The sequence below is a fragment of the Pseudomonas beijingensis genome, assembly GCF_030687295.1.
GTDB classification, from domain to species: domain Bacteria; phylum Pseudomonadota; class Gammaproteobacteria; order Pseudomonadales; family Pseudomonadaceae; genus Aquipseudomonas; species Aquipseudomonas beijingensis.
Map to the genome: position 1 here is coordinate 2,687,389 of NZ_CP117425.1, position 13,607 is coordinate 2,700,995.

The window sequence follows — 13,607 nt, forward strand, 5'->3', positions numbered from 1 at the left end:
ATGTGTGATCAGCACAGGCCACTGTGGGAGCGAGCTTGCTCGCGATAGCGGTAGAACAATCAATGAAAGTCTCAGCTCAAGGCTTACCGCTCGCGCATCGCCTCGGTCCGCGCCTTCAACACTGGCTTGAGCAGGTAATCCAGGACACTTTTCTCCCCGGTGATGATGTCCACTGTCGCGACCATCCCCGGAATGATCAGCAACGGCTTGGCATCCCCGCCCAAGTGGTTTTTGTCGGTGCGCACCTGGATCAGGTAGAAGCTGTTGCCCTTGTCATCGGTAATGGTGTCGGCGCCAATCAGTTCGAGCTTGGCACTGAGCCCGCCATAGATCGTGTAGTCGTAGGCGCTGAACTTGACCATGGCTTTCTGGCCCGGGTGCAGGAACGCCACGTCTTGGGGGCGGACCTTGGCTTCGATCAGCAGGTTGTCTTCCAGGGGCACGATTTCCACCATGTCATTGCCCGGCTGCACCACGCCGCCGATGGTGTTGACCTTCAGTTGCTTGATCACCCCATGCACCGGCGAGACCACGGTTGTACGGGTCACGCGGTCGTCGATGGCGATGCTCGATGCGGTGATCTTCGACAGTTCGGTGCGTTTCTCGTTGAGGTCCTTGGCCGCCTCGGAGCGGAAGGTCTGTTCCGATTCGTCGATCTTGCTCTTGATCTCGTTGATCGCCGATTCGGCCCGGGGAATCGCCAGGGTGGTGGCGTTGAGCGAACCGCGGATCTCCACCGCGCTGCGCTTGAGCCGCAGGATCTCCACCGGCGATACCGCTCCGGTGCGCACCAAGGGGGCGGACATGTTCATTTCTTCCTGCAGCAAGGCCAGGGCGGAGCTGAACTGACCTTGCTTGGAGCGAAACTCTGCCAGTTCCTGGGTCTTCTGCCGCAGTTGTTCGGTCAGGGTGCGTTGTTCGCTGGCCAGGCGCCGCTGGCGTTGTTCATACAGCGAGCGCTCGTCCTCGGCCACTTGCGGGGCCTTGGCGGTGACCTCTGCCGAAAGCGCGAACGGCCGCCCCTCGGCCTCGGCCGACAGGCGCTCGACCTGGGCTGTCAGCGCATAGCGGTCAGCCTCGCTCTCGCCCTTGTTCGACAGGAACCGTGTATCGTCCAGACGCAGCAGGGTGTCGCCCTTGTTCACCATTTGGCCTTCGCGCACGAATATCTCGGTGACGATGCCGCCCTCCAGGTTCTGGATCACCTGGATCTTGCTTGACGGAATCGCCTTGCCTTCGCCGGTGGTGACTTCCTGCAAGACCGCAAACTTTGCCCAGACCAGCCCGCTGACGATCAACCCGGCCGCCAGCCACACGGTAACCCGCGAGCGCCGGGGCGAATCCTGCAGCGTGGCGCCGGCAGTTTCCGGCATGAACTCGCTTTCGGCGCTTTTGCTGAAACTGCCGAAGTAGCTTCGGGCGGCTGAATCCGGGGTTTGAGCAGACATGGGGCGGTACCCGTTGGTTAAGTGAAATAAAGCCGAACACACATCTGTGGCTTGAAAGAGGTATCTGTGGGAGCAAGGCTTTTGTGGGAGCAAGGCTTGCCCGCGATACAGGCGCCTCGGTTCCAGTGAGACCGCATCAGCTTCATCGCGGGCAAGCCTTGCTCCCACACAAACCTGTTCCCACACAAACCTTGCTCCCACAGGTTGCTGTGTTGGCAGCTATACCGCTGCGGAGCCTACCCGTCCCTTGCGCAGGGCATCGATCACCGCGTCCTTCGGTCCATCCGCCACGATCCGGCCGTTATCCAGCACCACCAGGCGGTCCACCAGGCTCAGCATCGAGGTGCGGTGGGTGACCAGCAGCACGGTCTTGCCCTGCACGTGGGTGTGAAGCTTCTGCCGCAAAACGTCTTCACTGCTGTTGTCCATGGCGCTGGTGGGTTCGTCCAGCAGCAGGATCGGTGGGTCGAGCAGCAAGGCCCGGGCCAGCAGCACGGCTTGGCGTTGGCCGCCGGACAGCAGCTGCCCGCGCTCGCCCACCGGCCGGTCAAAACCTTGGGGGTGCTGGCGCGCCAGTTCGGTGACACCGGTCAGCTCCGCCACTTCCAGCATGCGCGTATCACTGATGTAGCGGGCGCCCAGGGTGAGATTATCCCGCAGGCTGCCGGCCAGCAGCGGCAGGTCATGGGCGACGTAGCCGATCTGTTGGCGCAGGTCGGCGACGTCCAGTTGCCGCAGGTCCAGCCCGTCCAGCAGCAACTGGCCTTCCTCTGGTGCATAGAAACCCATCACCAGGCGCGCCAGGGTGCTCTTGCCCGAGCCGCTGCGGCCGATGATCCCGACCCGTTCGCCGGGCTTGAGGCTGAAGCTGACGTTCGCCAGCGCCGGGGCGCTCTGGCCGTTGTAGTGGAAGGTCACGCCGCTGACGTCCAGTGCGCCCTGCAACTGGGTGCGATCCAGCGGCCGCTGCTTGGCGTCACGCTCCTGGGGCAACGCCATCAGGGCGTCGGTGCTGCGCATAGTGAGCTGGGCTTGCTGGTAGCGGGTGATCAGCCCGGCGATCTGCCCGAGGGGGGCGAGGACCCGGCTGCCGAGCATGTAGGTCGCCACCAGCGCGCCGACGCTGAGGTTGCCGGCGATGATGCTGTAGACCCCGGCGACGATGGTCGCCATGCCCGCCAGTTGTTGCAGGAACAAGGTGCCGTTGGTCGCCAGCGCCGAGAGGTTGCGCGCATGGCTGTCCAGGCGGGTGAGGGCGCCGTGGGTGCTTTCCCATTGATGCTGGCGCTCGCTTTCGGCGCTGCAGGCCTTGAGGGTTTCCAGGCCGCCGAGGGTTTCGATCAGCAGGGCCTGGCGCTGGGCGCCGAGGGCCAGGCTTTTTTCCACGGTGTCGCGCAGGCGCGCCTGGATGATCATCGCGAAAACAATGGTGATGGGAAACGCCACCACGGGAATCACCACCAGCCAGCCGCCCAGCAGGCCGATCACGACTAGCATCAGCAGGGCGAAGGGCAGGTCGATCAGGCTGGTGAGGGTCACCGCCGTGAGGAATTCGCGCAGGCCCTGAAAGTCGTGGATGCTCTGGGCGAAGCCGCCGATGGTCACCGGCTTGGCCTTCATCGCCATGCCGGTGATGCGTTCGAACAGCGTCGCGGAAAGAATCACGTCGGTTTTCTTGCCGGCGGTGTCCAGCAGATGGGCGCGTACCACCCGCAGCACCAGTTCGAAACCGGTGCCGATCAACAGCCCCACGGCCAGCACCCACAAGGTCGACGTGGCCTGGTTCGGCACCACGCGGTCGTAGGTCTGCATGACGAACAGCGGCACCATCAGCCCCAGCAGGTTGATCAGGAAACTCGCCAGGATCGCGTCGCTGTACAGCCAGCGCGACAGTTTCAGGGTGTCGCGAAACCACGCCTCGACCCGTGGCACCAGCGGGGCGCGCAGGTCTTCGAGTTCATGACGCGGCCGGGCGAATAGCGCCTGGCCGCTGTAATCGTTGGTCAGTTCCTCGCGGCTGACCCACTGTTCGCCACCCTCGGCTTCGCTGGGCAGGATCAGTGCCTTGCCATCTTCGCCCCAGCGCCGCAATACCGCGCAGCGCCCACCCGCCAGGATCAGCATCACCGGCAGGTTCAGGGGGGAGATGTCCGCCAGCTCACGACGCAGCAGCCGCGCCTGCAAGCTCGCCCGGGCCGCTGCGCGGGGCAGCAGGTCCAGGCTCAAGCGTTGGTGCGCCATAGGGAGCCCGGCGCTGAGGCTGGCGCGACTGACCGTCGCGCCATGGAGTTTGCAGAGGATCAGCAGGCCGTCCAGCAAGGGATCATCGAAGTTCAGGCGCGGATCGGCGCCGGGGATTGTGGGTTCCATGCTGGTCACGTCGGTCGCTCCCATTTGTGTGGAGGGGGGCTACTTCAGTTCCGGCAGCCGTGCCTGGTTCTTGACTTCGGTTTGCGCGACCGTATCGGCAGGCAGCACGATCCGCTGTTTGTGCAACAGCAGGCCCATGTTCGCCAGCACCCGGTACATCGAGTACTCCTCGGTGTAACGCACTTCGGTGTAGCGACGGTTGGCGTTGTACAGCTCGTTTTCGCTGTCGAGCACGTCGAGCAAGGTCCGTTGGCCGAGACCGAACTGATCCTGGTACGCGGCGCGCACGCGGGAAGTGGTTTCGGCGTATTCGCGGGCGGTGGGGGTCTGTTTGCGGGCGTTGAGCATCGCGTTCCAGGCCAGGCGCGTGTCTTCGTTGAGCTGGCGCAGGGCATTGTTGCGGATGTCCATGGCCTGGTTGATCTGGTGGGCGTTGGATGCCAGCCGTGCCTTGTCGCTGCCACCGCGGAACAGGTTGTAGTTCATCACCACGCCGACCCGCCAGTTGTTGTCGTGGCCTTCTTCGCCGCCGAGGTTGTTGTTGGCGCCCACCGCCGCTTCGGCATCGAAGCGCGGGTAGAACGGCGACTTCGCCACTTCATATTGGCTCTCGGCGGACTGTATGTCGGCCTGGGCCGATTTCAGGTAGGGGTTGTTATCCACCATGCTTTGCTGGGCTTCGCGCAGGTCGGCGGGGATTTCGCCTTTGGTCGAGGGCGGCGTTTCCAGCTCATCGGGCATGCGCCCGACCACGCTGTAGAAGTTCGCCTCGGCGTCGGCCAGGTCCACCTGGGCGGTGTCGTAGTTGTTTTCCGCCAGGGCGCGACGGGCATTGGACTGGTCGGAGTCGGCCGTACTGCCCACCCCGCGCTCGGTGCGCAAGCCGATCTGGTCGTTGACCCGCAGGTGCGCCTGCAGGTTGTTCTTGGCCAGGGTCACCAGCTCGCGACGCTTGAGCACTTCCAGGTAGACCTCGATGGTGCGCAGTGCCAGATCCTGGGCAGTGCCCTGGGCGTAATAGGCCCGGGAGTTGACCACGCCTTGGGTGCGCTGCACTTCATTGGCGGTGTTGAAGCCGTCGAAGATCATCTGCCGCAAGCGCAGCTCCGATTGGGTGTAGGTCAGGATATTGGTGTGGTGGTTGCCTAGCGCCCGGGTGTTGGTGTTGTCGCTGTAGCCACGGCCATAACCGGCATTGAGATCCACCGACGGGAAAAAGCCCCCTCTGGCGACCTTGACGTCTTTCATTGGCCGACAGACGGCTGTCCACCCGTTGCGCCAGTTCCGGGTGAGTCGCGATGGTGCTCTGGATCGCTTCGGTCAATGACATGGCCTGCGCCTGAGAAGAGCAGGCCATGGCCAGCAAAACCGCGCTGCAGAGGGGGGTTAGAACGCGCATGGGGTGCATCTCCTGAGGTCTGTAGTGCTTCGCTTGTCGCCAAAATATTGACGTGTTTAAGATCAAAACCGTTTCAACCTTGTAACAACACAGCTAAGAACATCCTGAGCAAAACCTAAGAAGAATTTCTCATAAGACTTATTCCGAAAAAAACTTATGTACTTAAAAAAAAACCGGCACATTGTTCAAAGCGAAAGCCTTTGAATCTGCGGGTTCTGACGGATTTTAGGCGTCAATAAAAGTTCCATTCAGATTTTTAAGCGACGTGAAGAAGTGCCGAAAGGGCGATGTGAGAAGCGGGTTTTTGTGACGGTTTTTTGTCGTTTAGGCGAAATGCCAGCACCTTCTGCTTTCCCGAAAGCTGGCAGATTTTCCAGCTTTTTTGGTCGCCAAACCTAAGGACGAATTCTTCACCCAGACAGGTGCCGATTGCGGTCGGCAACGGAGGAAATGCACATGGCAGCGCTCATCGGTATCGTCAGCAAAGTAGTCGGGCAAGTTTTCGCAGAAGCGGCCGGTGGCCTGCGGCGGCCTTTGGTCGAAGGCGATCGGCTCTATGCCGGCGAACACTTGGTCACCGGTGCCGAAGGGGCCGTGGCGGTTCATCTGCAGAACGGCCAGTCATTGACCCTGGGCCGCGGAAGCGACCTGACTCTGACCCCGCAGCTGCTGGCCAACCATGCGCCTCATGTCGATACGCCCGACACGACGACGCCGAGTGACGCGCAACTGACCGATGTGCAAAAGCTGCAGCAAGCCATCGCCGCCGGAGCCGACCCGACCCAGACCGGTGAAGCCACCGCTGCTGGCCCCGAAGGTGGTAACCCGGGGGGCGTGGGTGGTGGGCACAGTTTTGTGCTGCTGGAAGAAGTTGGCGGGGAGGTCGATCCGCTGATCGGTTTCCCGACGGCCGGGTTCAACGGGATTCCCGAGTTTCCGCAGCTACGCTTGGCCGGTGACCCGGATAACACTGGCGACGATGCAACCGTGCCGCCAGTGACCCCTGAGACGCCGGACAACCCCGTGACCCTCGACGGGGTCAACGTCGAGGGCGGCGAGCTGACCACCAACGAGGCCAATCTGGCCGATGGTTCGGCCAGCAATCCGGGGGCGCTGGTGCAAAATGGCACCTTCACGGTGTCCGCGCCTGACGGGCTGAGCAGCCTGAGCATCGGCGGCATCAACGTGATCAGTGGCGGTGTGCCCGCCGGCTTTCCTCAAACCATCACCTCGGCGCTGGGCAACACGTTGACCATCACCGGTTATGACCCGGCTACGGGAGTGGTCAGCTACACCTACACCCTGACGGACAATGAAACCCATCCTGCCGGTGGCGGTGCCAATAACATTACCGAGCAGTTCCCAGTGGTGGCCGTCGACACCGACGGTGATACGGCCACCGGCACCCTGGACGTCAACATCACCGATGACGTGCCCCAGGCGATTGACGACAGCCACGCCAGCACGGCGTCGGAAACCCTGGTCACTCTTACCGGCAACGTATTGCCCAACGACCACCAGGGCGCCGACCGGATCCCCACCGGCCCCGACAGCGGGCCGATCATTGGCGGGACGTTCACCGGCACCTACGGCACGCTGGTGCTCAACCCCAACGGCACGTACACCTACACCCTGAACACCAGCGACCCGCAATTCGTCGCGTTGCATGGCGGGGGCAGCGGCACCGAAACCTTCACCTACACCCTGACCGACGCCGACGGCGACACCAGCACCGCGAACCTGGTATTGCAGGTGCACAACAATGACGATCCGGTGGTGTTGGTGGGCTTGGATGCTGAAGGTGGCGAGCTGTCGTTGCAGGAGAAAAACCTCAGTGATGGCAGCAGCCCGGACGCGTCGGCCCTGACCCAAAGCGGCACCTTTACCGTGACCGCGTTGGACGGTGTGCAGACCCTGAGCGTGGGGGGGATCAATGTGGTTGTAGGTGGTGTGGCAGCGGGTTTCCCTCAGTCCATCACCACCGCACTGGGCAACACCCTGACCATCACTGGCTACGACGCCGCTACCGGTGTAGTGAGTTACAGCTACACCTTGCTGGACAACGAAGCTCATCCAAATGCCAATGGCGCCAACAGCGTTAGCGAGCAATTCGCCGTAGTTGCCACTGACGACAACGGCACCACCGCCAACGGCAATTTGGACGTGAACATCGTCGACGACCTGCCCAAGGCCGTAGATGACAGTAACGCCAGCACGGCTTCGGAAACCCACCTGACCCTGACCGGCAGTGTGCTGACGAATGACACCCAAGGCGCGGACCCTGTAGCGTCCGGCCCAATCACCCCCGGCACCTTCACTGGCACTTACGGCACCCTGGTGCTCAACGCCGACGGTTCCTACACCTACACCCTCAACACCGCTGATGCCGACTTCAAAGGTTTGCATGGCGGCGGCAACGGCAGCGAAACCTTCACCTACACCCTGACCGACGCTGATGGCGACACCAGCACCGCGAACCTGGTGCTGCAAGTGCACAACAACGACGACCCTGTGATTATCACCGGCCTCGACACCGAGGGTGGTGAGCTGTCGCTGCAGGAGAAAAACCTCAGCGACGGCAGCAGTCCGGACGCATCGGCTCTGACTCAAAGCGGCACGTTCACGGTGACCGCGCTGGATGGTGTGCAGACCCTGAGTGTGGGTGGCATCAATGTGGTGACGGGCGGCGTAGCAGCCGGTTTCCCACAATCGATCACCACTGCTCTGGGCAACACCCTGACCATCACCGGCTTCAACGCCGCTACCGGTGTAGTGAGTTACAGCTACACCTTGCTGGACAACGAAGCCCATCCAAACGCCAACGGCGCCAACAGCGTTAGCGAGCAATTCGCCGTAGTTGCCACTGACGACAACGGCACCACCGCCAACGGCAATTTGGACGTGAACATCGTCGACGACCTGCCCAAGGCCGTAGATGACAGCAACGCCAGCACGGCTTCGGAAACCCACCTGACCCTGACCGGCAGTGTGCTGACGAATGACACCCAAGGCGCGGACCCTGTAGCGTCCGGCCCAATCACCCCCGGCACCTTCACTGGCACTTACGGCACCCTGGTGCTCAACGCCGACGGCTCCTACACCTACACCCTCAACACTGCCGATGCCGACTTCAAAGGTTTACATGGCGGCGGCAATGGCAGCGAAACCTTCACCTACACCCTGACCGACGCCGACGGCGACACCAGCACCGCGAACTTGGTGCTGCAAGTGCACAACAACGACGACCCAGTGATTATCACTGGCCTCGACACCGAGGGCGGTGAGCTGTCGTTGCAGGAGAAAAACCTCAGCGACGGCAGCAGTCCGGACGCATCGGCTCTGACTCAAAGCGGCACGTTCACGGTGACGGCGCTGGACGGTGTGCAGACGTTGAGCGTGGGCGGCATCAATGTGGTTATAGGTGGTGTGGCAGCGGGTTTCCCTCAGTCCATCACCACTGCGTTGGGCAACACCCTGACCATCACCGGCTTCAACGCCAGCACGGGCGTGGTCAGCTACAGCTACACCTTGCTGGACAACGAAGCCCATCCAAACGCCAACGGCGCCAACAGCGTTAGCGAGCAATTTGCCGTAGTTGTTACCGATGACAACGGCACCACCGCCAACGGCAATCTGGACGTGAACATCGTCGATGACTTGCCAACCGCTCATGCTGACTCCGCCTCGGTGGATGAAGGCGGGACGGTCAGTGGCAACGTCCTGAACAACGATGAAGGCGGTGCCGACGGGCCGGCTGCGAGCGGTGCGGTGATCGGTGTGCGTGCTGGCAACGACACCTCGACCCCGGCGATTGGCGGCCTGAATACCCAGATCAACGGCACCTACGGCTACCTGACCCTGGACGCCAACGGCAACGCCGTCTACCACAGCAACCCGAACACCGTCAGTGCCCCAGGTGCAACCGATGTTTTCACCTACACCGTGCGCGACGCCGATGGCGATGAAAGCACCACCACCATCACCATCGATGTTCATGACGTCTGCCTAGTCGCCACGCCCGACCAAGGAATCAGCGTCTACGAAAAAGCCCTCGACCTGAACCAGGACGGCCAGGACCTGGCTCCCGGCACCGTCACCGGCAGCGCTCCGAGCGCCACCAGCGAGACCGCCAGCGGCAGCCTCGTCGGTTCGATCAGCGGTGCCGTGGGCGCAGTAACCTTCGCGCTGGTGGGCAACGCTACGGGTGCTTACGGTCAACTGTCGCTTCAGCCTGACGGTTCGTATACCTACACCCTGACCTCGCCAGCCACCACCACGCCTCACGCCAACGATGGCCCGAATGTGCTGAGCGAAAGCTTCACCTATCAGGCCACGGATTCCTTGGGCAACACGGTCACCAGCACCATTGTCATCGACATCGTCGACGACGTGCCCAACGCCCATGCCGATTTTGCCTCGGTACTGGAGGGTGGCACGGTCAGCGGCAATGTGCTGGACAACGACGTGCTTGGCGCGGACGGTGGCATGGTGATTGGCGTGCGCGCCGGTAATGACACCTCTAACCCTGCTGTCGGTGGCCTCAACAGCCAGATCAACGGCACTTACGGCTACTTGACCCTGGACGCCAACGGCAACGCCGTCTACCACAGTAATCCGAACACCGTCAGCGCCCCGGGCGCGACCGATGTCTTCACCTACACCGTGCGTGACGCCGACGGCGACGAAAGCACCACCACCATCACCATCGATGTCCATGAAAGCTGCCTCGTTGCCACATCGGACCAGGAAATCAGCGTCTACGAAAAAGCCCTCGACCTGAACCAGGACGGCCAGGACCTGGCCCCCGGCACCGTCACCGGCAGCGCTCCGAGCGCCACCAGCGAGACCGCCAGCGGCAGCCTCGTCGGTTCGATCAGCGGTGCCGTGGGCGCAGTAACCTTCGCGCTGGTGGGCAACGCTACCGGTGCTTACGGTCAACTGTCGCTTCAGCCGGACGGTTCGTATACCTACACCCTGACCTCGCCAGCCACCACTACGCCTCACGCCAACGATGGCCCGAATGTCCTGAGCGAAAGCTTCACCTACCAGGCCACGGACTCCTTGGGCAACACGGTCACCAGTACTATCGTTATCGACATCGTCGACGATGTGCCCAAGGCCCACTGCGATTTCGCCTCGGTGGTAGAGGGCGGGACAGTCAATGGCAACGTGCTGGACAACGATGTACTCGGTGCCGACGGCGGTGCAGTCATCGGTGTGCGTGCCGGTAACGACACCTCGACCCCGGCCATCGGCGGCCTGAACAGCCAGATCAACGGCACCTACGGCTACCTGACCCTGGATGCCAACGGCAACGCGGTCTACCACAGCAACCCCGACGCTGTTGGCGCCCCCGGCGCGACCGATGTCTTCACCTACACCGTGCGTGATGCCGATGGTGATGAGAGCACCACGACCGTCACCATTGACGTGCACAACAGCTGCCTCGTCGCGGAAACCGACCACGACATTACCGTCTACGAAAAAGCCCTCGACCTGAACCAGGACGGCCAGGACCTGGCCCCCGGCACCGTCACCGGCAGTGACCCGAGCGCCACCGGTGAAACCGCCAGCGGTAGCTTGGTCGGGTCGGTCAGCGGGGCCACGGGCGCCGTCACCTTCACCCTGGTGGGCAACGCCACGGGTGCCTACGGCCAGTTGTTGCTCCATCCTGATGGTTCGTACACCTACACCCTGACCTCGCCAGCTACGACGACGCCCCACGCCAATGATGGCCCGAATGCTCTGAGCGAAAGCTTCACCTACCAGGCCACGGACTCCCTGGGCAACAGCACCACCGGCAGCCTCGTGGTGAGCATTGTCGATGACGTGCCAAAGGCCGTTGCGTCCGAGCGTTCGGTCACGGCGGTGGAGGTCGATTCGAACCTGCTGATCGTGCTCGACGTCTCCGGCAGCATGAAAGACGCCTCCGGCGTGCCGGGGCTCTCGCGGATGGAGTTGGCCAAACAGGCGATCAGCGCCTTGCTCGACAAATACGACGACATGGGCGATGTGAAAGTCCAGCTCGTGACCTTCAGCGGCAGCGCCACCGACCAGAGCACCATGTGGGTGGATGTGGCAACTGCCAAGACGCTGATCTCCGCGCTGAACGCGCACGGCGACACCAACTATGATGCTGCCGTAGCGATGGCCAAGACTGCGTTCGCAAATTCCGGCCAACTGACCGGCGCACAGAACGTCGGCTATTTCTTCTCCGACGGCAAGCCGACCTTGGGCGAAATCGGCACGGCAGACGAAACCGCTTGGAAAGCCTTCCTCGACGCCAACGGCATAAAGAACTACGCCATTGGCCTGGGCAGCGGCGTCAGCAATGCTCACCTCGACCCGCTGGCCTACGACGGCAGCGCCCACACCAACACCAACGCGGTAGTGGTCACCGACCTGAACCAGCTCAACTCGGTGCTCTCCGGCACCGTGCAAGGCGCGCCGGTTACCGGCAACCTGTTGGATGAGGGGGGTTCGTTCGGCGCCGATGGCGGGTTTATCAAAAACCTGGTGGTCGATGGCACCACGTACAGCTACGACCCGGCGGCCAACGGTGGTCACGGAGCACTGACCGCCAGCGGCGGGCTCAACCATGGCTCCTTCAATACCGCCACCAATACATTGAGCATCGCCACCGACCACCACGGTACTTTGGTGGTCAACCTGGATACCGGTGCGTTCAGCTACACCTCCCAGACGGCCACCAGCACCTTGATCACCGAGCACATCGGCTACACCGTCAGCGACCATGACGGTGACCTGGCGAGCTCTAACCTGGTGATCAACGTCGTGCCCAACAGCCCGCCGATCGCTGTTGACGACAACATCATCACCAATGTGCTGTCGGGCAACATCGTGATCCCGGGCGAATTGCTGCTGGGTAACGACAGCGACGCCAACGGCGATCCACTCACCGCATCACCCACCAGTTTCAATACCGGATGGGTCGCCAAAGGCGCGGACTTCACCGGCAGCACCGGCACGGCCAGCTTCACCGGCAACAACGTGCAGTCGATCAACCTCAGCCGCAGTGCCTTCGTCGCCAATACCGCGAGCATGACGGCGATGCTGGTGGTCAGCGGTGCATTGGGGATGGTCTCCAACAACAACGCCAACGATGAAGACCGCCTCAACATCAGCCTCAAACAGGGCGAAACCCTCACCCTGGACCACAACCTGTCGGCCGGTCGCATTGCGATGGAGTATTCACTCAATGGCGGGCCCTTCATCGCGATCAACGATGGAGCTTCTTTCACCGCGGCAGCGGATGGCAATTACCAGATCCACGTCACCAACATTGCCAATCCCGGCGGCGGTAATGCCAACGCTGCGGAAAACTATCAACTGACCCTGACGGTCGACTATGCCGGGGCGCAGGACAAAACAGCGGATTACCACGGCAGCTACACCGCCAGCGACAACCACGGCGGCAGTGACAGCGCATCGGTAGGCATCAGTTATCAGGCGGGCCATACCCTGACGGGCACCAGTGGCGACGATGTGCTGTTGGCCGGCAACGGCGACGACACCCTCAACGCCGGCGACGGCAACGACATCCTCAGTGCCGGTTCGGGCAACAACACCTTGCATGGCGGGGCAGGGGATGACGTGCTCTACAGCGGCACGGGCAATGACCTGCTCGATGGCGGCAGCGGTAACGACACCGCCAGCTACGCCCATGCCACATCAGCGGTCACGGTGAACCTGGGACTGTTGGCGGCGCAGAACACCCTGGGCGCCGGCACCGACACCCTGGCCGGCATCGAAAACCTCGTCGGCTCGAACTTCAATGACACCCTCACGGGCGATGGCGCCAGCAACCGCATCAACGGCGGACTTGGCAACGACGTGCTCAATGGCGCTGGTGGCGACGACATGCTGATCGGCGGCTTGGGCAACAACACCCTCACCGGCGGCAGCGGCGCCGACACCTTTCAATGGCAGGCGGGCAACAGCGGCCACGACGTGATCACCGACTTCGCGCTCGGCGTCGACAAACTCGACCTGTCCCAACTGTTGCAAGGAGAGAACGGCAGCGCGGCGTTACTGGATGACTACCTGCATTTCAGCGTGAGCGGCAGCGGTGGGTCGGTCGTCACCAGCATCGACGTCAGCGCCATTGCCGGTGCCACGCCGAACCAGACCATCGACCTGGCCGGCGTCAACCTGGCCAGCCACTACGGCGTCACGCCGGGCGCGGGGGGAATCATCGGTGGAGCGGACACGGCGACCATCATCAACGGCATGTTGAATGATCATTCGTTGAAGGTGGACACGGTGTGAGGGCTGCTGTGGCGAGGGGATTTATCCCCGTTCGGCTGCGCAGCAGTCGCAAACCGGTCGGTAGGGGTCATCTGTTGCTGCGCGGCGTCTGGTTTTGGGGT

At 62.5% G+C, this 13,607-nt stretch carries 3 protein-coding genes and 1 pseudogene; 1 reads left to right on the plus strand and 3 read right to left on the minus strand.

All coding sequences use genetic code 11. The features are described 5' to 3' along the window. Nucleotides 1-83 precede the first annotated feature (83 nt). The 3 genes and pseudogenes from PSH84_RS12240 to PSH84_RS12250 all read right to left on the minus strand — a co-directional run bounded on the left by PSH84_RS12240 (nucleotide 84) and on the right by PSH84_RS12250 (nucleotide 5,217). Entirely contained in the window at nucleotides 84-1,448 is a 1,365-nt protein-coding gene (locus PSH84_RS12240) for an HlyD family type I secretion periplasmic adaptor subunit (protein ID WP_122569050.1), read from the minus strand. A 219-nt stretch (nucleotides 1,449-1,667) separates the two neighbouring features. Then, a complete protein-coding gene (locus tag PSH84_RS12245; protein ID WP_305483008.1) occupies nucleotides 1,668-3,827 on the minus strand; it encodes a type I secretion system permease/ATPase in 2,160 nt (719 codons plus the stop codon). A 30-nt stretch (nucleotides 3,828-3,857) separates the two neighbouring features. Next, nucleotides 3,858-5,217 (minus strand): annotated as a pseudogene (locus tag PSH84_RS12250) (TolC family outer membrane protein). Nucleotides 5,218-5,673: 456 nt separating this feature from the next. Here PSH84_RS12250 and PSH84_RS12255 point away from each other — a divergent pair. Then, nucleotides 5,674-13,506, plus strand: coding sequence for a retention module-containing protein (locus PSH84_RS12255; RefSeq protein WP_305483009.1), 7,833 nt, complete (start codon nucleotides 5,674-5,676; stop codon nucleotides 13,504-13,506). Nucleotides 13,507-13,607 lie beyond the last annotated feature (101 nt).